Annotated in this window: 22 protein-coding genes; 19 read left to right on the forward strand and 3 right to left on the reverse strand. The window is 65.0% G+C overall.

Annotated elements, in window-relative coordinates; all coding sequences use genetic code 11:
* Positions 1–80 precede the first annotated feature (80 nt).
* The 3 genes from RFN28_RS14655 to tssH all read right to left on the reverse strand — a co-directional run bounded on the left by RFN28_RS14655 (position 81) and on the right by tssH (position 4,369).
* The gene (locus RFN28_RS14655) at positions 81–938 is read right to left on the reverse strand and encodes a sigma-70 family RNA polymerase sigma factor (protein ID WP_320288047.1); all 858 of its coding nucleotides are present in this window, start codon (positions 936–938) and stop codon (positions 81–83) included.
* Positions 938–1,426 carry a carboxymuconolactone decarboxylase family protein gene (locus tag RFN28_RS14660; protein ID WP_320288048.1) on the reverse strand — a complete coding sequence of 163 codons (489 nt, stop codon included), beginning with the start codon at positions 1,424–1,426 and terminating at the stop codon, positions 938–940. Before RFN28_RS14660 ends, RFN28_RS14655 begins: the two co-directional genes overlap by 1 nt.
* 90 nt (positions 1,427–1,516) lie before the next feature.
* Complete coding sequence (tssH, locus tag RFN28_RS14665) at positions 1,517–4,369, reverse strand: type VI secretion system ATPase TssH (protein WP_320288049.1); 2,853 nt, start codon at positions 4,367–4,369, stop codon at positions 1,517–1,519.
* A 333-nt stretch (positions 4,370–4,702) separates the two neighbouring features.
* Between tssH and tssA the strand changes: the two genes are divergently transcribed.
* The 19 genes from tssA to RFN28_RS14760 are packed head-to-tail and all read left to right on the forward strand — an operon-like array spanning position 4,703 to position 25,311.
* Positions 4,703–5,893, forward strand: a complete 1,191-nt coding sequence (gene tssA / locus RFN28_RS14670) for a type VI secretion system protein TssA (RefSeq protein ID WP_320288050.1) — start codon at positions 4,703–4,705, stop codon at positions 5,891–5,893.
* A 5-nt stretch (positions 5,894–5,898) separates the two neighbouring features.
* Positions 5,899–6,435, forward strand: coding sequence for a type VI secretion system contractile sheath small subunit (gene tssB / locus RFN28_RS14675; protein ID WP_320288051.1), 537 nt, complete (start codon positions 5,899–5,901; stop codon positions 6,433–6,435).
* A 3-nt stretch (positions 6,436–6,438) separates the two neighbouring features.
* Positions 6,439–7,947 carry a type VI secretion system contractile sheath large subunit gene (tssC, locus tag RFN28_RS14680; protein WP_320288052.1) on the forward strand — a complete coding sequence of 503 codons (1,509 nt, stop codon included), beginning with the start codon at positions 6,439–6,441 and terminating at the stop codon, positions 7,945–7,947.
* 50 nt (positions 7,948–7,997) lie between these two features.
* The gene (locus tag RFN28_RS14685) at positions 7,998–8,459 is read left to right on the forward strand and encodes an Hcp family type VI secretion system effector (RefSeq protein ID WP_040970732.1); all 462 of its coding nucleotides are present in this window, start codon (positions 7,998–8,000) and stop codon (positions 8,457–8,459) included.
* Positions 8,446–9,201, forward strand: coding sequence for a type VI secretion system baseplate subunit TssE (tssE, locus tag RFN28_RS14690; RefSeq protein ID WP_320288119.1), 756 nt, complete (start codon positions 8,446–8,448; stop codon positions 9,199–9,201). The genes RFN28_RS14685 and tssE overlap by 14 nt, the downstream gene beginning before the upstream one ends.
* A gap of 1 nt (position 9,202) precedes the next feature.
* Entirely contained in the window at positions 9,203–11,077 is a 1,875-nt protein-coding gene (tssF, locus tag RFN28_RS14695; RefSeq protein WP_320288053.1) for a type VI secretion system baseplate subunit TssF, read from the forward strand.
* The gene (gene tssG, locus RFN28_RS14700) at positions 11,041–12,123 is read left to right on the forward strand and encodes a type VI secretion system baseplate subunit TssG (protein ID WP_320288054.1); all 1,083 of its coding nucleotides are present in this window, start codon (positions 11,041–11,043) and stop codon (positions 12,121–12,123) included. Before tssF ends, tssG begins: the two co-directional genes overlap by 37 nt.
* Positions 12,120–13,577, forward strand: a complete 1,458-nt coding sequence (gene tagH / locus RFN28_RS14705) for a type VI secretion system-associated FHA domain protein TagH (RefSeq protein WP_320288055.1) — start codon at positions 12,120–12,122, stop codon at positions 13,575–13,577. Before tssG ends, tagH begins: the two co-directional genes overlap by 4 nt.
* Before the next feature lie 3 nt (positions 13,578–13,580).
* Positions 13,581–14,033, forward strand: coding sequence for a type VI secretion system lipoprotein TssJ (tssJ, locus tag RFN28_RS14710; protein WP_320288056.1), 453 nt, complete (start codon positions 13,581–13,583; stop codon positions 14,031–14,033).
* Between the two features lie 37 nt (positions 14,034–14,070).
* Positions 14,071–15,405 carry a type VI secretion system baseplate subunit TssK gene (gene tssK / locus RFN28_RS14715; RefSeq protein ID WP_320288057.1) on the forward strand — a complete coding sequence of 445 codons (1,335 nt, stop codon included), beginning with the start codon at positions 14,071–14,073 and terminating at the stop codon, positions 15,403–15,405.
* A gap of 4 nt (positions 15,406–15,409) precedes the next feature.
* The gene (tssL, locus tag RFN28_RS14720; protein ID WP_320288058.1) at positions 15,410–16,744 is read left to right on the forward strand and encodes a type VI secretion system protein TssL, long form; all 1,335 of its coding nucleotides are present in this window, start codon (positions 15,410–15,412) and stop codon (positions 16,742–16,744) included.
* Positions 16,744–20,283, forward strand: a complete 3,540-nt coding sequence (tssM, locus tag RFN28_RS14725) for a type VI secretion system membrane subunit TssM (protein WP_320288059.1) — start codon at positions 16,744–16,746, stop codon at positions 20,281–20,283. The genes tssL and tssM overlap by 1 nt, the downstream gene beginning before the upstream one ends.
* Complete coding sequence (gene tagF / locus RFN28_RS14730; protein WP_320288060.1) at positions 20,265–20,807, forward strand: type VI secretion system-associated protein TagF; 543 nt, start codon at positions 20,265–20,267, stop codon at positions 20,805–20,807. The genes tssM and tagF overlap by 19 nt, the downstream gene beginning before the upstream one ends.
* A complete protein-coding gene (locus tag RFN28_RS14735) occupies positions 20,807–21,826 on the forward strand; it encodes a DUF2169 family type VI secretion system accessory protein (RefSeq protein WP_320288061.1) in 1,020 nt (339 codons plus the stop codon). The genes tagF and RFN28_RS14735 overlap by 1 nt, the downstream gene beginning before the upstream one ends.
* Before the next feature lie 10 nt (positions 21,827–21,836).
* Positions 21,837–22,937: a beta-ketoacyl synthase N-terminal-like domain-containing protein gene (locus RFN28_RS14740; protein ID WP_320288062.1), complete on the forward strand. Its 1,101-nt coding sequence runs from the start codon at positions 21,837–21,839 to the stop codon at positions 22,935–22,937.
* On the forward strand, positions 22,937–23,326 hold the full coding sequence (locus RFN28_RS14745; RefSeq protein WP_320288120.1) for a PAAR-like domain-containing protein: 390 nt from the start codon (positions 22,937–22,939) through the stop codon (positions 23,324–23,326). The genes RFN28_RS14740 and RFN28_RS14745 overlap by 1 nt, the downstream gene beginning before the upstream one ends.
* Positions 23,316–23,825: a hypothetical protein gene (locus tag RFN28_RS14750; protein ID WP_320288063.1), complete on the forward strand. Its 510-nt coding sequence runs from the start codon at positions 23,316–23,318 to the stop codon at positions 23,823–23,825. The genes RFN28_RS14745 and RFN28_RS14750 overlap by 11 nt, the downstream gene beginning before the upstream one ends.
* A 23-nt stretch (positions 23,826–23,848) precedes the next feature.
* Positions 23,849–24,316, forward strand: a complete 468-nt coding sequence (locus tag RFN28_RS14755) for a hypothetical protein (RefSeq protein ID WP_320288064.1) — start codon at positions 23,849–23,851, stop codon at positions 24,314–24,316.
* A 20-nt stretch (positions 24,317–24,336) separates the two neighbouring features.
* Positions 24,337–25,311, forward strand: coding sequence for a hypothetical protein (locus RFN28_RS14760; RefSeq protein ID WP_320288065.1), 975 nt, complete (start codon positions 24,337–24,339; stop codon positions 25,309–25,311).
* Positions 25,312–25,343 lie beyond the last annotated feature (32 nt).

The raw sequence follows: 25,343 nt of genomic DNA on the forward strand, positions 1-25,343 counted from the left end.
CGCCAGCGAGGCAAAAGTTCCTTCCGAGCCTTTATGCAAACGGCAATTGGTACGCTTCGGCCGACGGCCAGACGCCTTCGCTAATGCAGATGCCTCAGCTTGTCGGGATTGCGCATCACATAGATCGCGGTGATCTTGCCGTCCTCGATGTCGAGCGCGGTCGTCTGGAGCTCGCCATCGGACTCGAGCGTGACGAAACCCGGCAAGCCGTTGACGAAGCCGAAGCGGACGAGCTGCGAGCGATTGTCCTTAAGCCACGCGACGACGGTCTCGTATTGCTTGATGACCGCATCGTAGCCGAAGACCGGCGCGATAGCCGCAGGACGCTTGCCGCCGCCGTCGGCATGGGCGCTGACATCGGCGCTGAGCATGGCGCCCAGCGCCTTCATGTCGCCGCTGCGCGAGGCGTTGAAGAAGGCCTCGGCAAGCTCGAGGCCGCGCTCTTGCTCGACCTGGAAGCGAGGCCGCGCCTCGCGGACATGATTGCGCGCGCGGGCGGCGAGCTGGCGGCAGGCCGCAGCGTCGCGCTCGATCTCTGCCGCGACCTCCTCGAATTCCAACCCGAACACGTCGTGCAGCAGGAAGGCCGCCCGCTCGAGCGGCGACAGGCGCTCCAGCGCCAGCATCAGCGGCAAGGTGACGTCATCCGGTTCGCCGTCTTCGACGACGGGATCGGGAAGCCATGTGCCGACATAGGTCTCGCGCTGATGGCGGGCGGATTTGAGCTGATCGAGGCAGAGGCGCGTGACCGTGCGGCGCAGGAAGGCTTCCGGCTGGCGCACACCGGCGCGGTCGGCCCTCATCCAGCGGATGAAGGCCTCCTGCACCACGTCCTCGGCATCAGCCACCGAGCCCAGCATGCGGTAGGCGACCCGCATGAGCTTCGGGCGCAGCGGTTCGAACTCCGCCGCCGCGCCCTTGGATGACGGTTCCGCCATCAAGCGGCGGCTGCCTTGTTGGAGGCCTTCGCATTGGCGGCCTTCAGGGCCGCGGGGTCGACGAAGCCGCCGAAGCCGACCGCGATGCGGTTCCAGCCGTTGATGATGTTGATCATCAAGGTGATCTTCACCCGTTCCTCCTCGGTGAAATGGTCCTTCAGCGCCTCATAGGCGGCCTCGTGCGTATGGCCTTCGCTGATGCGCGTCAGCGCCTCGGTCCAGCCGAGGGCCGCGCGTTCGCGATCGGTATAGCACGGCGCCTCGCGCCAGGCCGCCAGCAGGTAGACCCGCTGCTCGGTCTCTCCGCGTTCGCGGGCATAGGTCGTGTGCATGTTGATGCAGTTGGCGCAGCCGTTGATCTGGGAGGAGCGGATCTCGATGAGCTCGGCGAGAGCCGGATCGAGGCTGGCGGAAATCGCGAGCGAGGCGCGGTGCCACTCCTTCATCAGCGACGGGGCGGCGGCAAGGGGGTCAAGTCTGGCAGTCATGGTCGGTTCCTTTCGTTGGTTCCGACCTCAAGACGAGTGAGGCTGCGCCCAATGTGACATGGCGCCCGAATTTTTGCGCCCCAAGCCCCGCTACTCGAACGAGTAAGTGAACCCTTCCGCCGACGCGCCGACGGTGACCTTGGTCATCTTCGCGCCCTCGAGCGCGCGGTTGAGCACGCCGCGGCTGAGCTCCGGCAGCAGCGTGTTGGTGAGGATGGCGTCGATCATGCGGCCGCCGGACTCGATCTCGGTGCAGCGCGCCTTGACCAGGTCCATGACGCCGTCGCCGATCACCAGCTCGGCGTCGTTGGTAGCCCTGAGGCGTCGCGCGATCTTGGCGAACTGGTGACGGGTGATCGCCTCGATCATTGAATCCGACAGCGGATAGTAGGGAATGGTGACGACGCGACCGAGGAAGGCGGCAGGGAAGACCCTCAGCAGCGGCGCGCGCAAGGCCGCGTCTAGATCGTCGATGCCGGTCCGCACCGTGCCGTTCTTCGTCCGGTCCATGATGACGTCGGAGCCGACATTGGAAGTGAGCAGGATCAGCGTGTTCTTGAAATCGATGCGCCGACCTTCGCTGTCGTCCATCATGCCCTTGTCGAAGACCTGGAAGAAGATCTCGTGCACGTCGGGGTGGGCCTTCTCGACCTCGTCGAGCAGAATCACCGAATAGGGTTTTCTGCGCACCGCCTCGGTCAGGATGCCGCCCTTGCCGTAGCCGACATAGCCGGGCGGCGCGCCTTTCAGCGTCGAGACGGTGTGCGCTTCCTGGAATTCGGACATGTTGATGGAGATCAGGTTCTGCTCGCCGCCATAGAGCGTTTCGGCGAGCGCCAGCGCGGTCTCGGTCTTGCCGACGCCGGACGGGCCGCAGAGCAGGAACACGCCGACCGGCTTTTCCGGCGCGCCGAGGCCGGCGCGGCTGGTCTGCACGCGCTTGGCGATCATCTCCATCGCATGGTCCTGGCCGACCACCCGCTCGGACAGGGTCACGGCGAGCCTGAGGGCTTTCTCCGTTTGGCTGGACAGCATCCGTCCGGTCGGGATGCCGGTCCAATCCTGAACGACCGCGGCGACCGCATTGCGGTCGACCGACGGCAGGATCAGCGGCGTCTCGCCCTGCGCCGCGGCAAGTTCCGCCATCAGTTCGCGCAGCCGCGCGAGGTCGGCAGCGGAACCGGCCGATCCCTCGGCGATTGTCTCTGCAACAGCCTCCGCCTTGGCCACCTCGCCCCTGGCCGCTTCGCCCTTGGCTGCCTTGGCTTTCGAGCCCTTGGATTTCGCCGGCTTGGTTTCAGCCGCCTTGTTCTCCGGCGCCTTTGCCTCCGGAGTTTCGGACGCAGCCGGCGCAGCAGAAACGGTCTCACCGGCTTCGCCGGCCGCAGCCGCATCGAGCGGCACGCCCTCTCCGCGCAGCTTGGCGCGCAGGTCGAGGATTTCGCTCACCAGCGCCTTTTCGCGATCCCAGCGCGCCTGCGCGGCGGCTAAAGTCGTCTCGGTTTCGGCCAGCCCGACATCGACACGAGCCTGCCTGTCGGTAACGTCGATGCCGATTGCCGCCTCGCGGCCGATGATGCCGCGCTCGACCTCCAGCGCCTGACGGCGGCGCAGAATGTCCTCGACCTCGGCCGGCGTCGCATGCTGCGAGATCGCGACGCGGGCGCAGGCGGTGTCGAGCAGGCTGACGGCCTTGTCCGGCAGTTGCCGCGCCGGAATGTAGCGGTGCGAAAGCGCAACCGCCGCCTCGATTGCCTCGTCCAGGATCTGCACCTTGTGGTGCTGTTCCAGCACGCCGGCGACGCCGCGCAACATCAGCACGGCCACCGCTTCCGACGGCTCCTCGATCTTGACCACCTGGAAACGGCGCGTCAGCGCCGGGTCCTTCTCGATGTGCTGCTTGTATTCGGCCCAAGTCGTAGCGGCGACGGTGCGCAGCTCGCCGCGTGCCAGCGCAGGCTTCAGGAGATTGGCGGCATCGCCGGTGCCCGCAGCCCCGCCGGCGCCGATCAGCGTATGGGCCTCGTCGATGAACAGGATGATCGGAACCTCGGAGGCCTGGACCTCGTCTATGACGGCCTTCAGCCGCTTCTCGAACTCGCCCTTGACGCTGGCGCCCGCCTGCATCAGCCCGACATCGAGCATGCGCACGCTGACATTCTGCAGGGTCGGCGGCACGTCGCCCTGGGCGATGCGGAGCGCAAAACCTTCAACGACCGCCGTCTTGCCGACGCCCGCCTCGCCGGTCAGGATCGGGTTGTTTTGCCGGCGTCGCATCAGGATGTCGACGATCTGCCGGATCTCCGGATCGCGGCCAACGACCGGATCGATCTTGCCGTCGCGGGCGCGCTGGGTGAGGTCGGTGGCGTATTTGGCCAGCGCCGAATCCCCGCCCGGACCGCGCTTCATCGGCTTTTCATCGGCAGCCGCGGCAGGAGATGAGCCGGCTTCGAGTGAGCCCTCGGTTACGTCGGCAAAGCGGGAAATGACGCCGTCGGCGTCGATCTTGTCGAACTCGGCGCTGATCTTCGACACCAGGCCTTCCAGCACCGGCGTCTTCAGGCAGGCAAGCAGGATGTGGGAGCTTCGGACCTCTTCCACGCCGAACTCCAGCGTCGCCAGGTTCCAGCCCTCCTGGATGGCGTGAAAAATGTGGTCGGAGAATTCCTCCACAGAGGTGGCGCCATAGGGCAGCTTGTCGATGGCGCGGGTCATGTCCGCCGTCAGCCGGCTGACGTCCAGCCCGGCATCGGCGATGATCATCTGCACGTCCGAGCGCTCGGACAGCACCAGTTGCTGGATGAAATGGACGAGCTCGACATAGGGATTGCCGCGCAGCTTGGCCGTGTCGGCCGCGGCCTTGAAGGCGCGCACCCCCGTGGCATTGAGCTTGGCGACCAGTTCCTTACGCTTGAAGCTCTGCGATGACCGGCGCTGTTCCATCGAACCTGCTCCCGAAATCTGCCGACCGTACCCTGCCATATAAGCGGCCGCTTGACAAAGCGTGTAACGGATGGAGCGTCCCGATACGGTCTGGGCGGCATCTCCCGGTCACACAACTCCTGCATACCCCTGCAACAAACACCGGATTGGCGCCCGGGCTATGCGAGCCATTTCACATACCGGGCCGGGCAATCGCGCCATGGGTTTCGCCGACGAAAGCGGTCGTGTTTAGCTTCCGTTAGTTTTTGAGCAGCTGCTCAATTGTGGTAGAGTGAGACCGTGTGATAACGTCGCGTCACATAGGGGTCTCAGGGCCGCTGGCTGGGGGTTAGTGTGATTGATCTCGCACTCTGGCTGAATCCTCTGAACGGTGAGAATCCGTCGGGAGAGGACTTGCGCAACGACCCGGCCTTTCACGAGCTGGAGCGCCTGACCGAGCCCCAGATCAAAGTTATTCATGACGGCAACAACAAGCCCACCTCGCAATCCAGCCCGGTCGACTGGGCGGCTGTCCTCGACAAGGCTGAAGAGCTTCGCGCCCGTGGCCGGGACCTGCGCCTGCTGGTCATCGTCGCGCGCGCTTTAGCCAACGAGGAAAGGCTGGCGGGCCTCGCGCAGGGCCTGACCCTGATCGCCAGGACATTCGACCAGTATTGGGAGACGATGCATCCTGCGTTGCGGGCGAGCGCGCAGCCGCGCGACGCCGCCTTGCGCCGCATCAATGCGCTCCTCGATCTCCAAAACACCCAAGGAGGCCTGCTGGCAAACCTGCGCGAGACGATCTTCTTCTCGCCGCGCCAGATCGGACCGATCAGCGGACGCGACCTGGAACAGGGCGCGCTCGACGAGCGCGTCATGCTCCAGGAGGCGGCTTCGGGGCTGAACGCGGCCGAGAAGGCGGCGCTGACGAGCGCCCACAGCCAGCTTTTGAACCGGGTGCGCAGCGGCTGCGCGGCGCAGATCGACCAGGCCGGCGACGCGATGACGATGCTGCTCACCGATGCCCGCGCGGCGATCGCCGCACTCGACGAGGTGGACGCCGCCCTCAACAGGCGCATCGACGGCAACGGCCCGACCATCCCGGAATTGAGACGCTTCCTGCAGCGTTTGCTGACGACGCTTGAGCGGAATTCGGCCGCCGGCACTGCTGCAAACGGCGCCGCAAAGCCCTCGCCGCAACCGGCGGAACCGGCAGCGCCCGCCCCGAACGGTCATGGCGGCGAAAGGATGGGAGGAGCCGAAACGATGGCAAGTGTCGCAGGTTATGCGGAACCGAGCGCCGGACTGCCCGACCGGATCACCTCGCGCGACGACGTCGTCAAATGCCTCGACCTCGTCGTCGCCTTCTACGATCGCACCGAGCCTTCGAGCCCGATACCGCATCTCGCCCGCCGCGTGCGCCGCATGGTGCACATGGATTTCGTGGAACTGATGGAAGATCTCGCCCCGTCGGGGCTGAAGGAGTTCCGGCTGCTTGCCGGTGTCCCCGATCCCAAGAAGCCGGCCCAGAAGGATGAAAGGTAACAAGCATGCCAGCAGAGAGCAAAGCGAAGGTCATCGAAAGAAACCGCGCCCCGCGCGTGCAGATCGCCTACGACGTTGAGACCTACGGCAGCCCGACGACGATCGAACTGCCGTTCGTCATGGCCGTGATGGCCGATCTTTCCGGCGCTTCACAGACCAAGGAAGCGATGAAGTCGGTTCTGGACCGCACCCTCATTGAAACCGACGCCAACCGCTTCCCGAAATTCATGGAGGCCATGGGGCCGCGCGTGAAGGCGCGGGTGAAGAACACGCTGCCCCAGGCCGAGGGTGCTGAGCGGGACGAAGAGCTCGCGATCGATCTCACCTTTTCGAAGATCGGCGATTTCGCGCCGGACAAGATCGCCGAGCAGGTTCCGCAACTGGCAGAGATCCTGAAGATGCGCCGGCAGCTCGAAGAGCTGCTCGGCTTCATGGACGGCCGCGTCGACGCCGAGAAGCGCATCGCGCAGCTTCTGAACAACGAGCCGCTGCTGAGCAAGATCGCCGCCCAGGCGATCTCTGACGGCAAGGGCGAGGAGTAAGTCATGGTTGAACAGCAAAAGACCGCAGCCGCCACCGCCGAGGCGGAAGCCATGGACCTTGGCGAATTCAGCGGACTCCTGGAAAAGGACTTCAAGGTCAAGAAGGACGACAGCGAGAAGCTGCAGCAGCTGGTGCGCAACCTGGCGCTGGCCGCCCAGTCGCGCTCCGAGACCACGACCATCTCGTCCAACGCCATCAAGTCGATCAAGTCGCTGATCGCCGGCATCGACAAGATGCTGACGACGCAGGTCAACGAGATCCTGCACGCGCCGGAAGTGCGGGAGATGGAGGGCACCTGGCGCGGCCTCTGGTATCTCGTCAACAACACCGAGACGGATGCCAAGCACCTCAAGATCCGGGTGATGAACATCTCCAAGGAGCAACTGGCCGACACGCTCGAAGACTATGAAGGCCAGATGTGGGACCAGAGCCCGATCTTCAAGAAAGTCTACACGGACGAGTATTCGATGCTGGGCGGCGAGCCGATCGGCTGCATCATCGGCGCCTACGAATTCTCGAACCATCCGCGCGACGTCGGCCTGCTGCGCAACATTTCGGGCATCTGCGCCTCGGCGCACACGCCCTTCATCGCCGCCGCCTCGCCGCGCCTGTTCCGCATGGACAGCTGGCAGGAACTGCCCAACCCGCAGGACCTGCAGATGATCGTGAACAACCCGGCCTATGCCTCGTGGCAGTCACTGCGCGAGAGCGAGGACGCCCGCTATATCGGCCTCACCATGCCGCGTGTGCTGGCGAGGCTGCCCTACGGCAGCGAGACCGTTCCGGTGAAGGGCTTCACCTTCGAAGAAGAGGTGGGGGGCGACCACAACAAATATGTCTGGATGAACGCCGCTTTCCCGATGGGCGTGAACATCAACCGCAGCCACAAGCTCTATGGCTGGGGCACGCAGATCCGCGGTGTCGAGAATGGCGGCACGGTGCTCAATCTGCCGGTGCACGCCTTCCCGACCGACGACGGCTCGATCGCGATGAAATGCCCGACGGAGGTCGCCATCGACGACCGGCGCGAGGCGGAACTGGCCAAGCTCGGCCTGATGCCGATCCTGCATCGGAAGAACACCGACCTCGCGGCCTTCATCGGAGCGCATTCGCTGCAGGACGACGAAACCCGCGCCGGCCGCCTGGTCGATCCCGACGCACAGTCGAACGAGCGGCTCAGCGCCAACCTGCCCTATCTTTTCCCCGTCTCGCGCTTCGCGCACTACCTCAAGGCGATCGCGCGCGACAAGATCGGCTCGTTCAAGGAACGCTCCGACATGCAGATCTGGTTGACCGAATGGATCAACCGGTACGTACTGGCCAACCCGGCCTTTGCCGACGACAAGGCGCGCGCCAAGCGCCCGCTGGCCGCGGCCGAGGTCCAGGTCGACAGTGTCGAAGGCCGGCCCGGTTACTACAATGCCCGTTTCTATCTGCGTCCGCACTACCAGCTGGAAGGCATCAACGCCTCGCTCCGCCTGGTGTCGGAACTGCCGTCAGTAAAGGGGTGAAATCGCAAGCATAGTCATCTTGTTTCGTTTGAAAGCGGTGGAGAAAGACAATGCCGACAACAATGAAGATCGATGGTTTTCTGAAGGTTCCGGACATCAAGGGCCCGAGCAAGCGCGACGGCCATGAGGATGAGATCGAGATCCACGGCGTCGACTACAAGATGGTCGCGCCCTACGACCCCAACTCGCTCTCGCGCCGCGGCCGCGTGGCGCTCGGCATGATCAAGTTCACCAAGCACTACGACAAGTCGTCGCCGTATCTGAAGAAGGCGCTGTTCGAGAACAAGGCCCTCGACGAAGTGGTGTTTTCGGCCCGCCGCACCATCGACGGCGAGACCAGCGACTATCTGGTGGTGACACTCACCGACGCCTCGATCATGGAATACGACATGAAGCAGGCCGACGACGAAGCCGACCTGATCGAGGAAGAAGTCAGCTTCGCCTACAAGAAGATCAAGTTCGTCTATGACAAGGACGACGAGATCGAAATGGATGTCTATGTCGGCAAGTGAGGCCAGGCGGCCCGGCGCGAACAAGGCGCAGCTTGCCGGAAGTTCGCGGGCAAAGCGCGAGGCGGTCCAGCCCTCCCTGTGGGACCGCCTCATCAATGACCTGCCCGGCCTGACCTCGGAGATAGACCGGCTGCGTCGACTGCTGGAAGAAGAACTCGGCGCCGAGCGCGTCGAGGCGCTTCTTGCCGGCAGCGCGCGCGCCATCGATGCCGATGCGGAGGTGACGGCCGATCAGAAGCGGCGCCTGCACCGGCTTGTCTTCCAGACCGAGCACCGCGCCGAGATCGAAAGCCGCGGCGTGGTGGTGTCGGCGCGGGTGCTTCGGGAAGCCGTCCGGCGAGACATCGAAGCCCTGTTCAACACCGAACGTTTTGAATCCGTTCCGATGCTTTCCGATGCCGAGCAGGAACAGCCACTGGACGAGCTGCCCTCGCTGGCAGACTTCCCAGAAGTGCGGCGCAGCGTGGTCAACTATGGCGTGCCTTCCTTCTCCGGCCGCTCGTCGAGGGACTTCGACCGTGATGCGCTGGCCCGCGAGATCCGCTCGGTGCTTGCCACCTTCGAGCCGCGCCTCAAGGAGAGCGCCACGACGGTCAATGTCAACCTCGGCGACAAGAGCGTCGGCCTGAAGATCGAGATCGACGCCGTGCTGATCATGACGCCGACGCCGGAACGCATGAAGCTGCGTACCACGATCAATCTCGACAACGGCCTGGCGCGAACCGAATTCAGGGAGACCTGAGATGGATCGGGTCTTCGTGGAATACTACGAAGAGGAACTGACCCATATCCGCGCGCTGGCCGCGGAATTCGCCGACATGCATCCGGCGGTTGCCCGCAATCTTTCCCTCGATACGGTTCCCTGCCCAGACCCCTATGTCGAACGGCTGCTCGACGGGGTGGCCTTCCTTGCCGCGCGCACGCGGCTGAAGGTCGATGCCGAGCGCTCGCGCTTCTCGCGCGCCGTGCTCGACGTGCTTTACCCGGACCTGGTGACGCCGGCGCCGGCAACGGCGATGGCGGTGCTGAAGCCCGGCCAGCAGGTGCAGTCGATGATCGCCGGCCATTCGGTCGCGCGCGGCACGCGGCTGGTCTCCAGCCTGCATCCGGGGCTTTCGACGCGCTCAACTTTCACCACCGCGCAGGAGGTCACGCTGTGGCCGATCGCGATCACCTCGGTCAGCTATTTCCAGGACCGCAGCGGGCTTACGGCGGCAGGCATCGGTCCGATCGGCGGCGTGCGCGGCGAAGCGGCGCTTCGCATCGCGCTCACCCGGACCGGGAAGGGCAAGCTCAACGAACTCTCGCTCGATCGGCTCGACCTCTATTTCGCCGGGCGCACCAAGGCACCGCTCCTCTTCGATGCGATCTTTGGCGCCTGCTCGGCCGTCGGCGCGCGGGCGGAGGGCAAGACCAATCCACTCTCGGCCCTGCCCGAGCCCGAAATGGTCGGCATCCGCGACGACGAGGCGCTGATGCCGCGCACCCGCCCGACCTTCGAGGGTTACCGGCTGCTGCGCGAATATTTCATGATCCCCGAGCGCTTCCACTATGTGCGGGTGTCCGGCTTGCAGCCGGTGGTGCGCAAGTGCGAGGGGGGCATCGAAATCATCTTCCTGTTCCGGCGCCCGGTGCCGGAACTTGCCGACGTGACGCCGGCCGATTTCGAGCTCTTCGTGACGCCGCTCATCAATCTCTTCGAGCGCGAATGCAACGTCATCGAGATCGACCCGCGCAGGACGCGGCAGGTGGTGCATGCGGACCGGACGCGCGCGCGGGACTTCGAAATCTTTCGCGTCACCCGGGTGGAAGACGCCGACGCTGAAGGCAGCGAGGCCGAGATTCCCGAGTTGTTCAGCCTGGGGCAGAACCGCGGCAGCGGCTGGGTCTATTCGACGGAGCGGCGCCCGCGCCGGGCCACCGAAGACGAGCGGCGCGACGGCCTGACCCGTACCTCCTATACGGGGGACGATGTGTTCCTCGCGGTCTCGCGGCCCGCGGGGAGCCCGGCGAACCGGCCGCTCAAGCGCCTCGATGTGATGGCGCTTTGCACCAACCGCGATCTGCCGATCCTGGACGACACCCCGACGCTGACACTGGAGACAGCCGATCCAGTCGAAGCGGTGAGGCTGCTCGGCGCGTTGCGGCCGCCGCGGCCGGCGATCCCGGCATCGCTGCCAGCCGGTGCGGAGGGAGAATCCCGCGCCGACAATCTCGCCTGGCGGCTGGTGGCACAGCTGTCGCTCAATTTCCTCAGCCTCGCCAAAGAGGGCCGCGGCGTCGATCCGCTGCATGCGCTGCTCGACCTTTACGCCGACCGCGGCGATCCGAGCCTTGCCCGCAACGTGCACTCGATTACCCGCATCGACTCGCGCCCGGTCATCGAGCGGCTCAAGATCGACGGACCGATGTGCTTCGGGCGGGGCACGGAAGTGACGCTGCATGTCGACCAGTCGGTGCTGGCGGGGCAAAGCACGCTTTTGCTTTCGGCCCTGCTGGCGCGGCTGTTTGCCCGCCACGCCGGAATAAACGGCTTCGTGCGGACGCGCACGCGGCTGCTGCAGAAGCAGGAGGATGTGCCATGGCCGATGACGCCCGGCAATCGCTACCTGATCTAGGCAGCCCCGCTCCGGACGCGATTGCCTCGAACGAAAGCGGGGTGTTGTCGGAGAGCTTCGACTTCTTCGAGCTTTTGCGCCGGCTGGAGCAGAGAGGCGGGCTGTTCGGCTATTCCGGCCAGGCCAATCGCGAGCCGGCGCGGCTCGGCCAGCATGTGCGCCTGAGCTTTTCGGCGAGGGATGTGGTCAAGTTCCAGGAGGCGAGCGAAAAGGCGCCGGCGCGGGTGACCATCGCCAATCTCGGTCTGCTCGGACCTGAAGGACCCATGCCGCTGCATCTGACGCGCTGGGTGCTCGACCGGCTGTCGCAGCGCTGGTTCACCGGCGCCGATGCGGAACAGACCAGCGATACGACCTTCGTCGATTTCGTCAACATCCTGCAGCACCGCATGATCGCGCTTTACTACCGCGCCTGGGCGGACGCCCATCCTGCGGTGCAGGTCGAGCGCTCGGTCGGCGGGCGCGTCCGCGCCATGCTGGAAGCCATGGCGGGGATCGGGCTTCCGGGCACCCAGGATCCCGAGCTCGACACGGTGAGGCTGCGCCAGGCTGGCTCGCTCGCCAACCAGGTGGACGGGTCTGAGCGGCTGACGCTGTTCCTAGCCACGGCCTTCAAGGTGCCGGTCGAGATCAAGGAGTTCGTCGCCGCCTGGCTCACCATACCGGCGGCGCTGCAGAGCCGCGTCGGCAGGGCCTATGCGGCGCTCGGGCGTGGCGCCACAATCGGCCCGCGCGTCTTCAGCCGTCAGAGCCGGATCGAATTGCGCGTCGGCCCGCTCAGCCTCGACGACTTCAAGGCCTTCCTGCCGGGAAGTCGGCGCTTGGCACAGTTCAAGAAGGCGGTGCGCGACATGATCGGCGAAACGCTCGATGTCGATCTCAGGATCGTGCTCGCGCGCGACGCCGTGCCGCCGGCGAAGATCGGAACCGTCCAGCTTGGCCGGACAACCTGGCTGGCGCGGCCCGCCGAAAAGGGAGACGCCGACGACCTCAAGCTGCGCACGATCGTCGGCTGGCGGGCGGAAATGGCGGAGGCGGCGGCATGAGCCTCGTGCTGACGCTCGAGCAAGGCCCACGCAGCCAGGTGGTCAGGCAGACCCGGCTGGATGAGGGCGAATTGGTGATCGGCCGCAGCGCCGATGCCGGCTGGCAGATCGACGATCCGGACATGTTCGTCTCGCGGGCGCATTGCAAGATCAGCGGCGGCCGGGATGGCTATTTCGTCACCGATACGTCGAGCAGCGGGCTGTTCATCGACGATTCTGACAGCCCGCTCGGCGCCGGCCGATCGACGCGGCTGCAGAGCGGCATGCGGCTGAGGTTGGGCGACTACGTCCTCTATGTCGAGGTTCAGCCGGCAGCAGGCCAGGCGTCGCCCGCGCAGATACCTATCGCCAGTCACCCCACACCCGAGCGATCGCAACCGAAATCGCGCACGCCGCTCAGCCTCGGCGGCGACGACTTCTTTTCGGCCAAGGTCGAGGAGGAGCCGCGGCGACCGCGCCCGGCCGACCTGCCTGACCCATTCGAGCAGCCGGTGCCGGGTGCTTACGAGCGCGCCTCGAGCCAGCGCAGCTCGCCAGCGTTCGATGACCCGTTCAGCCTCGACCCTGTAGCGACACCGCCATCCGGCGACGCCGCGGTACCCAGCCGGTCGGATCCGTTCGGTTTCGACGAGATGCCGTCCCGCAGCGGCGGCGCGGAGCCCGCGCCGAAACCGGCAAGCTTCGATGACGATTTCGGGTTTGGGCCGGCTTCCATGCCTGCTCCGAACAACGGCGCGGGCTCTGCCGATCGGCGCGAGCGACAAGCCGAGAAGCCGCCGGCCGCTCATCCATGGGATATGCCGGTGCGTGCTGCCGAGCCCCCTCCTCCGCGGAGCCCTGCTACCGCGCCCAAGCCGTCCCGCGCCGCGCAGGCAGCCCCCAGCGAGATGGCGCTTCGTGCCGCGTTCCTGCGCGGCATGGGTGTCGAGCAAGCCGATTTCCCCGGCCGCGATCCGGTCGCCGAGATGGAGAAATTCGGGCGCGAATACCGGCTGATGCTGGAAGGCCTGCTGCAGCTCCTGCGCAAGCGCGCCGAGGAAAAGGGAAGCGCGCGCGTCGCCCAGACGATGGTCGGGGCATCGGAAGTCAATCCGCTCAAATTCCTGCCGACGGTGGAGGACGTCATCGTCACCATCATCTCCGAGCGCAGCCCGGGCTTTCTCTCCGGCGAAGCGGCGATCTCGGACGCGGTGCGCGACCTCGCGCAGCACCATGTGCGTGCCTGGCGCGGCGTTCAGGCGGCGCTGCGGCGCATGATCGACCGCTTCGACCCGGCGGCGATAGAGGAAGAGCTCAAATCCAATTCCGCGATCGGCAATCTACTTTCAGGCGGGCGCAGCGCCAAGCTGTGGGAGCTTTACCAGAAACGCCATCGCGACATCGCCCAGAGCGCGGAATCGAGCTTCCTGGGCGAGATCGGCGCCGACTTCAGGGATGCTTACGAAGAGGAGTAGGACATGATCGATCGACGCGAATTCATCGTTGCCCTCGGCGCGACGGGGCTGCTTGCGGCTTGCCAGAGCGGCCCGCCGAAACCATCGGTTATCTCGGTCAATGTGAGCGGTGGCGCCGGCATGAATCCGGGACCGGGCGGCGGCGACCGACCTGTGACGGTGCTGGTGATGCGGCTTGCCAGCACCGGCAAGTTCAATTCGGCGGACTATTTCGCGCTGCAGGGCGATGCGGGCTCAGCGCTCGGCGCCGATCTCATCGGATCCGACGCCATCTCGGTCGCGCCGGGCAAGACCGCGGCCAAGACCATCACGGTCGAGCCGAATGCGACGGCGCTCGGCTTCGTCGCGCTGATCCGCGAACCCGGCGGCAAGACCTGGCGCACGACCAAATCGGTATCGCCGGGATCGAAATTCGCCATCAACGTCAGCCTCGGCAAGGGCGGTATTTCCGCCTGACGGCGCAACAACGGGTGGCAGTGCAGAGAGCAGTGGCATGAGCGACGCAAACAGGGTGCTGTGGTCCGAGGGTCTCTTCTTAAGGACCCAGCACTTCCAGCAGCAGGACCGGTTCTTCGAGGCGATGGTGCGCGGCGCATTGCAGGCCGGCCAGCTCCATACGTTCGGCTTTCAGCAGCTGACGCTCGACCAGTCGCTGCTCGACGCCGGGCAGGTCTCGATCGTGTCGGCGCGAGGCATCTTCCCGGACGGCACGCCCTTCTCCATCCCGGAGCTGATGGACGCGCCAAAACCGCTTCCGGTGACGGCCGACACCGGCGCCGGGCCGGTGCTGGTCGCGCTGCCGCTCGAACCGCCCGGCGGCGTCGGTTTCGACCCGGCGCATGCCGCATCGACCGGCGCGCGCTACCACGGCAAGATCGTCTCGGTGCGCGATGCCGTGCAGGGCGGGGCCGATCCCGAGGAGATCGAGATCGCCCGCCCGCAGGCGGTGCTGTTGGCACCGGGCAAATCGGTCGGCGGCTACACCGCGCTGCCGATCGCCGACATCAGGGGCGTTCGCGCCGACGGCGGAGTCTCGCTTGACGATAGCTTCCTGCCGCCGACGCTGATCACCGGCGCGGTCGCCTGGTATAGGCAGTTGCTGCAGGAGGTCGTCACCGGCCTCGACCAGATCGCCGAGGCGCATGGCAAGATGGTGATGGGGGGACCCGGCCGCAGCGTCGAGGACCTCCTGATGCTCCACCTCGCCAATGCGGCCAAGCCGCGGCTCGCGCATATGCTGGCGCAGGACGTCTTCCATCCGGCCGAGCTTTATCTCGAGCTTGCCGGCCTCGCTGGCGAGATGGCGACCTACGGTTCCAGCTCGCGCCGGCTCGGCGAGCTGCCAGCCTACGACCACATGGCGCCCGGCCCCGCCTATATGGCGCTTGCCGACGCCTTGCGCTCGTTGATCCTGAGCCTGCGCTACATCGAGCCGAAGTCGCGCGCGCTGCCGGTCATGCGGCACGCGACCAATGTGTGGAAGGTGCGCATCGACAATCCGAAGCTCCTGGTTTCAAGCCGCATCGTCATCCGCGTCGGCTCCGAACTGTCGGAAGACGCGCTGCGCAAGATCTTCGTCAACCAGGCGACCGTCGGCGCGGCAGACCAGTTCGAGGGCCTGTGGAAATCGCGCCTGCCCGGCATTCCGCTGAAGCCGCTGCACTCGCAGCCGCGCGAGATCCCCTATGACGGCGACCGGCTGTGCCTGGAGCTGGACCAGAAGAGCGAGCATTGGGCCTCGCTGCTCGACGCCCCCGGTTTCGTCATCGGCGTATCCGGTGTGCTGCCGAGCGAGCCGCAGGTCGACTGCTATTCGGTGAACAGGTGAGGCCATGAGCCGGGATGATCCTTTCGGACTGTCGGAGGATCGCGAACGCACGCGCATCAGGCTGACCGGTGCCGCGCCCCGGCCGATGGCGCCGCTAACGCCAGGCGCGCCGGTGAAGCGGGCGCGCACCCATCCCAACATACTGATCAATACATTCGCGCCGCTGCTCGAATTCGCGCCGGAGCTCGAAAGCGCCCTTGCTCCCGAGAACCCGGAAGTGCTGCGCACGCGCCTGCTCGACGAGCTGGTGCGGGCGCGCGATGCAGCGATGGCGGCGGGCTCCTCGCTGGAGCGGGCCGACCAGGCCGCGTGGGCGGTGGCGGCGCTGCTCGACGACCTCGCGCTCAACACGCCCTGGGGCGGCGCCAGCGCCTGGCCGCGCCAGCCGCTGGTGGTGATGCTGCGCGGCGACGTCGACGCCGGCACACAGTTCTTCTCGCGCCTCGACGAACTGGAGCGGCACCCGAACCGCGACCGCGAAATGCTGGAGCTGCAATATTACTGCCTGGCGCTCGGCTTCCGCGGCAAATATCGCGTGCCCGGCCGCGCCGGCGACCGCTCGCTCAACGCCGTTCGCGTGGCGGCGGCGCGCTTCCTGCGCAATGCCGACGCCGAAGACGCGCCGTTGTCGCCGAACTGGAAGGGCGTGATCGCCTCGGACGAGCCGCAGCGCTTCATCGTGCCGATCTGGGTGATGGCGCTGGCGGCCGTGGTTATCGCCGCAGCCGCTTATGTCGGCCTGTCGATGGGGCTGAGCAGCCAGGCGGTCGAGCTCTCCGCCCTGGTCCGCACACTGCCGCCGCCCTCGCGGGGGGATGTCACTCGCGCCCCGCCCAAGGTCGAGGCGCCCGAACCCGAGGCGCCGCAGCCGCAGCCGGTCGATTTCGCGCTGCTGCCGGAATTCAAGGCGGAGGCGCCGGATAGCCTCAAGGAGGCGCTCAGCGGCACCGAGAGCGTGTCGCTGGCCAAGCTGGTCATCCAGTCTTCCAACCCCGAGCTGTTCCAATCGTCACGGGCGACGCTTACCGAAGGATACGAGCCGTTGGTCGAGTCGATCGCCAAGGTGATCCTCGCCAATCAGGAACTGATCGGAAACATCACCGTCGTCGGCCATACCGACAATGTGCGTCTGCAAAAATCCAATCCGTTGTCGTCCAACCAGCGGCTGTCGGAAGCGCGCGCCGAGACCATAGCCAATCTCCTGGTGCAGGCCGGCGTGCCGCAGGAGCGCATCCATTCGGAAGGGCGCGCCGATACCGATCCGGTGGCCGACAACGCGACGCGCGAGGGTCGAGCGCTCAACCGGCGCGTCGAGGTGCTGGTCGAGAAGAGGCTGTGATGTTCATCCTGCGCTTCCTCTGGGCCGTTCTCACCTCGCGTTTCCTTTGGACGCTGATCGGCATCGCGCTGCTTTCGCTGCTGATCTGGGTGTTCGGGCCGATAGTGCAGGTCGGCCCTTACGCGCCATTCGATTCCGACAATGTGCGCATCGCCATGATCGCCGGGCTGATCATCCTGTGGCTGATCTGGCTGATCATCGCGCAACGCCGCGCGATCCGCGCCAACCGCATGTTCGTTGCCGAGATCGCCGCGCCCGTGCAGGAAAAGCAGCTTACGCCCGGCGAAGAGAGCGTCGCGGCGGTCGGCGCCAAGTTCGGCGAGGTGATGGCGGAGCTCAAGCGGCGCAAGCTCGGCGGCAGAAAATTCCTGCGCGAGATGCCTTGGTACGTGATCGTCGGGCCGCCCGCCACCGGCAAGACGACAGCGCTGCGGCAGTCCGGCTTGAATTTTCCGATCGACCTCACCGACGATCTGCAGGGCGTCGGCGGGACGCGCAACTGCGACTGGTTCTTTTCGGAAAACGCGGTGCTGATCGACACCGCCGGCCGCTACGTCCAGCAGGAAAGCCAGCCTGATGTCGACGCGACGGAGTGGCTTGGCTTCCTCGATCTGCTCAAGAAGCATCGGGGCCGCCGCGCGCTCAACGGCGTCATCGTCGCGCTGTCGATCGACACGCTCTCGGAAGGCGACGACGCGATCAAGGCGCATGGCCGAAAAATCCGCCGCCGGCTGGCGGAGCTGAACGACCGTCTCGAAATTCGCCTTCCGGTCTACCTGATGCTGACCAAGGCCGACCTGATCAAGGGTTTCGAAGCCTTCTTCGGCGGGCTGTCGACCACCGCGCGCGAGCAGGTGTGGGGAACCACCTTCGCACTCGATGCGCGCGTCGACGCCAAGACCATCGAAAAAGAACTCGCCGCGCTCGCCACGGAACTGGAGCGGCGGCTGGTGCCCCGCCTGGAGGATGAGGACAAGCTTGGTTCGCGCGCGGAGATTTTCCGCTTCCCGGCGCAGCTCGCAAGCCTTTCAGAACCGATCCAGGTGCTGATCGAGGCGATGTTCGGCGAAAGCCGCTACGAGGAAGCGGCCTGGCTGCGCGGCCTCTATCTGACGTCGGCGACGCAGGAAGGTGCGCCCATCGACCGGCTGACCGCGGCACTCTCCTCTTCCTTCGGGCTGCCGCCGCGCCGCGCAATGCTTTCGCCGCGCGTCGAGAAGCGCAGTTTCTTCCTCAAGAATCTTCTGACCGAGGTCATCTTCAAGGAAGCCGGCCTCGGCACGTTCGATCCGCTCGCGCAACGCCGCCGCGCCTGGATCTGGCGCGGAGCGGCGGCCGCCTGCGCACTTGCCGCCCTGCTCGCCGGCGGACTGTTCACCTGGTCCTATCTCGACAATCGCAACGCCATCACCGAGCAGGCCGGCCAGTTCGAGGCGCTGCAGGCGCCGCTGACCGACGTCGCCGCCACGCCGGCATCGGTGGAGCAGCCGACGATGGATGGGGCGCTGGCCGCGATGGATGCGGTGGCGACGGCCCGCACCGCGCCGCCGGATGCAGCGCACAACCTACTCGGACCTACCGCCTCGGCGGAGCTCGTGCGCGCGCAGACCGACACCTATGAGCATGCGCTGCGCAACGTGCTCGAGCCGCGTATGGTGGCTCTGCTCGAGGCGACCATGTGGCGGCAGATCCGCGACCCGGATTTCATGCTCGGCGCGCTGAAGACCTATCGCATGATGACGGGCCTGTCGCAGATGGACACCGACTTCGTGCAGAACTGGTGGGTGAACAGCCTGCCGCAATTCGCGCCCGCCCCGCCTTTCCCCACGGCGGACGCCGAAGAGCATCAGCTTGCCGCGATCCGCCGCATGGCGGTCGACGACAGCTACATCGCCCCGGACAAGGAGCTGGTCGCCGAGGCGCTGAAGACGGTGTGCACGATCTCGCTGCCGGAGCGCGCCTACAAACAGCTTCTGGCCGACCCCCAGGTGGTGGCAGTCAAGGAATGGGTGCCCGCCAATTTCGCCGGCCCGAACGGCGCGAAAGTGTTCGCGCGCCGCTCCGACAAGACGCTGCGCGTCGGCGTCCCCGGCCCCTACACCTATGCCGGCTTCCACGACGCCGTTCTCGACCGCGTCGAGGATGTGGCGGCGCAGGCGGCGCTCGACCGGGCGGTGTTCGCCGGCGGCTGCTCGGAGAATTCCGAAACCTCGGTATCGGCGCTCTCCGAAGACATCCTGAAACTCTATTACGACGACTACATCGCGCAGTGGGACAGTTTCCTGCGCGACATGCGGCTGGCGCCGCTGACCGACCTCAATGTCGCCAGCGAGAACCTCAAGGACCTTTCGAGCGCCGATTCCGCGCTGAAGCGACTCCTCACCGCAGTGGTGCAGGAAGTCGATCTCACCCGGTCCGACGAAGCGCCGGCCGACGACAAGGGCGGCGCGGCCAAGACCGGATCGAAGCTGCTCTCCAAGCTCGGCAAGCTGGGCAAGGTGGTCAAAACAGGGGCGAAGCTTCTGCCGCGCGCCGGCTCGGCCGATCAGGTCGACATGACCGGCAGCCTGGTTGCCGAGCATTTCAAGCCGCTCAAGGGCACGATCGCGCAGGTTGACGGCCAGCCGCCGGCGCTCGACGCCGCCGTTGTCGCGCTGACGGCGCTATCCAACGTGTTGCAGACCGTTACCGCCAACCCCAACCCGCAGGACGCCATCAAGAAGCAAGGCGGCCTTGCCGAGCTGACGGGGGCGGTGGCTCGGCAGGCGCAGATCCTGCCCTCGCCGATCAACGACTGGCTGGGTGGGATTGCCGGCGACACCAGCGGCCTGTCGCAAAAAGCGGTCACCAACGAGCTCAACGCGATCTGGCGCGCCGACATCCTGCCCTTCTGCCAGGCGGCGCTCAACAACCGCTATCCCTTCAGCCCGGACAGCGCGGTCGACGTCAATGTGCGCGACTTCCAACGCCTGTTCGGTCCCGCTGGCCTGATCGACGCCTTCATCAACGACCATCTGATCAACTATGTCGACACGGCCAGCGAGCCCTGGAAATGGCGCGCCGATTTCGGCCTCGACCCTTCGGCGCTGCCGGCGTTCGAGCAGGCGAGGCACATCCGCGACGACCTGTTCCCCGGCGGCACCGGCCCGGTGATGAACTTCACGCTGGAGCCGAAGGACCTATCGCCCAACGTGGCGCGCGTGACGCTCAATCTCGATGGCCAGAACCTCGTCTACTACAACAACGCGACCCGGCCGCAGCCGATGACCTGGCCCGGCAAGGACGGGACGGGCGTGATCTCGCTCGCCTTCCAGCCGGTCGACGGCTCGCCCGAGGTGATGCTCAACGAGACCGGCAGCTGGGCGTGGCTGAGAATGCTGCGCGGCGGCAAGTTCGCCGGAACCAAGCTCACCGACGTGTACAGCCTGCGCCTCGGCACGAAAGGCATGTATGCCGATTTCGAGCTCAAGGCGGCCAGCGTCGAGAACCCCTACACGCTCGAGATGTTCAAGAAGTTCACATGTCCGCCGCAGATATGAACGTGCCCGGCTTCTACGGCAAGCTGCCCGCCACCGGTGATTTCGTGACGCGGCGGCTGCCGGGAGATTTCGTGCGCGTCTGGGATCGGTGGCTGGCGCAGCACATTGTCCCGCTGTTCGGCCTAGACACCTGGCCGGACAACATGGCGCTCCGCTTCCTCGCCGGCCCCGCTTCCTTCGGTGCCTCGGCGGGCATCGTGCTGCAAAGTGCCGACAGGGTCGGCCGGCAGTTTCCTTTGAGCGTCGTCGCGCGGCTTTCGGAGGCGCCGCTGAGGCTGGCTTACGCGGACGCTTGGTTCGAGGTCATCGAGGAAGCGGCCTTTGCCGCGCAACGCGGTGAGCTGACGCCCGACGAGCTGGATGCCGCGCTCATTACGCTGCCCGCGCCACTTGTCGAGCCGGACGGCAATGTCATCGACGATCTCGTGATGTGGACCGCGCACACGGATATTTTTGACGTCGATCCGCAGGCGCCGCAGCCGGCGCTCGAACAGATCCTAGCCGCGAGCTGGGAGACCAGCTGATGTGGGCGATATCCAACGGCACAGGCTTCCCGGCTATGGGAAGCTGGGTTCAGGACAAGGCCGCGAACAAGATCTGGCTGATCTGTGTCAAGGCTACCTTCGACATAATGCCAGACGGAAGCACGCGGCCCTCGGAGGACCAAGTGCCGCCGTTCATACAGGGGCAACCTCTAGACGGCGACTACGAGAGAAGCCTGATCTATGAGGCCGATTTCTTCGGGGTGAAGCCCTGCACGGACGTGCTTGTCAACGGCACCGCCTGGTCAGCGCACGGCAGGCCGACCACCGAGCTCGATGTGGGATTCCAAGTTGGTCCAATTCAAAAGCGCCTGCGCGTATTCGGCAATCGCTGGTGGACGGTGAACCTTGCCGGGCGGCGTGCCATTGCGAACCCAGACCCGTTCGTCAAGATGCCGATTCGGTATGAATACGCGTTCGGTGGCTGGGATCGCACTGCCAGCAATCCGAAGGATCATCGACTGGAGGCGAGGAACCCGGTCGGACAGGGCTTCATCTCCAACCCGAATGGCTGTCTCGGACGGCCGCTTCCTAATATCGAAGATCCGGCAAACCTGGTTTCCTCCGTCGCCAGCCGTCCAACGCCGGCAGGCTTCAACGCCGTGGCCTGTCATTGGTCACCACGCCGGGAACTCGCCGGAACCTACGACGAGGCCTGGCAGAAAACTCGCTTCCCGCTCTGGGCGGAAGATCTCGATCCTCACTACTATTGCTGCGCGCCGCGTGATCAACAGGTCGCTGGCTACCTGCGCGGCGGCGAGCCTGTACAACTCGTCAATCTCTCGCCGAATGGCCCAATACGCTTCCATCTGCCGCGAATGGTGTTCGGCTTCACCACGCGTATCAAGCGGGAAACCGTTCACACTCGAGGGACACTGGCCACGGTGATCGTCGAGCCGGACGCCCCACGTGTCATCATGGTCTGGCAAAGCTCGCTCATCTGCAACAAGGACATCGACTATCTCGATCAAACCTCTGTCCGCCTGAAAAAGCTGATGTGATGGAATGGCGATGGCTACACCAAGCATTGCAGCCTATGTCCCTAAGACGCCAATCTGGTTGGCCGGCCTTGCAGCGCGGACTCCGGTCGGCCTGCGACCCGAAAGCGCTGCGGCAGCGGTGCGGGCGGGGATATCGGCAATTTCCGAGCATCCGTTGTTCGTCGACCGCAATGGCGAGCCCATGCGCCTGGCGCGGGATGCGGTTATGGGCCCCGATGTACCGCTGGCAGAGCGCATGAAAGAACTGCTGCTTTCGACGCTGCTGCAACTGCCACAAGCCGCGGCGCCATCGGCCGACAGCCTAAGAACGCTCCTGATCATCTGTTCTCCGGAGCCGCGGCCGGGATTGCCAGACGGCATTGCCGAGACGCTCGGACGTGCCGTACTGCAAAGATTCGGCCCGACGAGCCTGCGCGTGCAATACCTAGCCCGCGGACATGCTGCGGGAATGCTTGCCTTTGGTGCCGCCGCCAAGGCAATCGATGAGGGCAACACGGACCTGGCAGTGGTGGCAGGCGTGGATTCCTATCACGAGTACCAAACGCTGGAATGGATGGATGAAACGGGGCAACTCAAATCCGAAGTGAATCGAGACGGCTTCTTCCCGGGAGAAGCGGCGGGCGCCTGCCTGCTGGCACGCAGCAATCTGATATTAGAATTGGGCCTTCAACCCTTGGGTCGGCTGACCGCGGTCAGCACCGCGCTCGAGCGGATCACCATCAAGCGGCACGGAGAGGAGGAGGTTTGCGTCGGCGAGGGACTGAGTTCCGCGTTCCTTGGCCTCGGCCCTGCCATCGACACGGACCGACGCAAGATCACTGATACCTATTGCGATCTCAATGGACAGCGCTACCGCAGCGAGGAATTGGTCTATGCGATCCTGCGAGTTCAGCATCTTTCAGATAACGCAAGCCACTATCTGCACCCCGCCGACTGCTGGGGCGATGTCGGCGCGGCGTCGGGTCCGCTGTTCGCGGCGCTCGCCCACGCCGCCGCCAGCAAGGGCTACAGTCACGGCTCACGGGCGGCGCTCTGGGCCAGTTCCGAAGGCGGCCAGCGGGCGGTTACGTTGCTGGACTTTCCTACCAACCCACCAAGGAGGGCTGCGTGATGGTTTCCGTTGGGGTCAATCCACCCAAGACGCCGGTGACTGAGGGAAGTATGGATATGGCGCCTGCAGACGTGCCCAATGTGTGCAAGATGCCGGGACCGCCGGCGCCGTTTGTGCCAGTTCCGCTGCCGAATTTCGGACGCTCCGCCGACCGGTTGTCGGACGCTACGTCAACGGTCAAGATCGAAGGCAAGAAGATCGCCATTAAAGGTAGCTATTATATGAGCGCGCCGTCGCCTGATGTCGCGAGCCAGGGTACTGGCGGCGGCATCGTATCGTCGGCTACGCAAGGAAAGACCGAGTTCGTTGCACCCGGCTCGATGGACGTGAAGGCAGAAGGCAAGAACATCCAACTGCTCGGCGATCAGATGACGAACAATGGGAGCTAACTCCGCCACCTCGACCGGAAACAAGCAGGGTCCGGACACCAAGCCGATGCATAAATGCGGCGAGGTTGGAAGCTATGGAAGTCTTTGTAACAGTGGCAAGGCGAGCCGGGCCGATGGGTCCAGGGTCTGGGAACGTGACCATATCCCGGCCAAGGCCACGCTGTTCAAACGCGCCAAGGTCATGTTCAACACAATGTCGGCAGATGTCTACGAATGCGCAAAGGGAAAGATCGAATCCCGTGGCATGGCCATCGTAATCCCCCGCAAATCGCATCGCAATTTCAGCAAAACTTGCGGCAGCAAGAACACTAAGACGCAGATCAGGCAGGACGCGAAATCGAAGGAAAGCATGACCGCCGCCGTCAACCGGGATACAAAGGCGTTGCAAGATCATCTGAACACCACGGATTGCGGTCCGGCCTATGCGGCCGCGGTGAAGGAACTTAAGAAATTCGATTTCGATCAGATGATCAGAGACGCCGTGAACGAGTGCAAGTAGTCACATAGCAGGGTGGACTCCCAATGGCCCAGACGAACTACCAGGATTGGATTGGTCTTTTCGGCCACACGGCCGAAGATCCGGCGGTGAAAGCTTTGCTGCGATCGGCCGGGGTCACCAAAAGGCTCGTCATGCCTCGCGACGAACTGGATCTTCTCATCGACATTCCGGGCATGACCGTGAACTTCCAGGACGCGGAGCTCTTTGAAGACCTGCCCCCCGTCGGGTCGGGCAATTGCGTCCTTACCGGAGTGGTTCTGCGACTGGAGAAGGACAAGACGGCCGCTTACGCGGGACCGCTGCCCTACGACATCAAAAGGGATTCGTCCCAGGCCGATCTTCGCGCCCGGTTTGGAAAACCGAGCGAATCGGAAAGCGACATCGGCTGGGATCGCTGGGTCGTTGCGGACAATCTGACGCTTACCGCCCAATACACCGGCGACAGAGCCTCGCTCGAGGCCTTGATGCTAAGCCTGCCGGAGCCCGACTAACCGCGATTGCGATCACATTCATGGACTTCAGCAGGTCAATCTCCCTTCTTGGTCGGCCATCGACCGATCCCGACGTGCAGGCGCTTCTCGCGAGCCTGAAGATCATTCGTCAGCCCTCTGTGGAGATCGACGAAAATGACGACGACCGGGTTCTTTCGGCGGAAGACTGGCTGAACAATCGGCAGCTTGGCATAGAACTCGGGTTCGAGGCGCGCGCGCATCTGCTGGGCGAGGATGATTTCGATCCCCACACGGAACCCATGGTGCTCTCGCAGGTGTATTTCTACCGCAACCATCCCGAAGTGAAGCCGTATCGGGGGCGGCTGCCCTTCGGCATCGGCCTCGACGACCACAGGACCGACGTGCGGGCAAAACTCGCGGCTTACGAACCGACCAGGCGCTCCTACCTGCGCGATACCTGGGAGATGCCGGAGTGCCGGCTGACCGTCAGCTACGTCGACGACGGCGCGCGGATCGGGTTTGTTCTATGTCTGCTGCGCCCGCCCGCCATGCCCGCCGATGCGGACGATGCAGCCCTGGTACCAACTATCGACCAAATTGCGCGCGTCATGGGCAAGCCTTTGGCCGATCCGGAGCTTCGGTTGACTTTTGCGCCGTTGCGCCTGGAGCAGAACCTGGAAGAAGATGAAACCGGATCAATCGCCAGCCTTACAAGGCATCTCGGAATCGAGCTGCGATTTCGCTATCTCGATGGAGGCCGCGACCAGCTGCTCGCAAACGTTCTGTTTTACCGCGAGCACGAAGCTGAAGGCGCACGCTGGCCTGGGCAGCTTCCCAAGGGGCTTTTGTTTGACGACTCGCCTGAACAGGTGACGCACAAGATCGGCCGGCCTCCAGACCATCTGCTGGACGAAGAGTTCGAGGGTTACGCAACCTGGCATTTCGTGGAATATTCACTGCAAGTGAAATACAGCACAATGGAAAACTACGTTCTCTGTGTACAAATGGCGGTCGGTGCTACGCTGTCGGCGTGAACCTCGCAGAGCTGCCTGGTTTTCCATGGGCG

The sequence above is a fragment of the Mesorhizobium album genome (assembly GCF_033977205.1).
Classification (GTDB): Bacteria; Pseudomonadota; Alphaproteobacteria; order Rhizobiales; family Rhizobiaceae; genus Mesorhizobium; species Mesorhizobium album.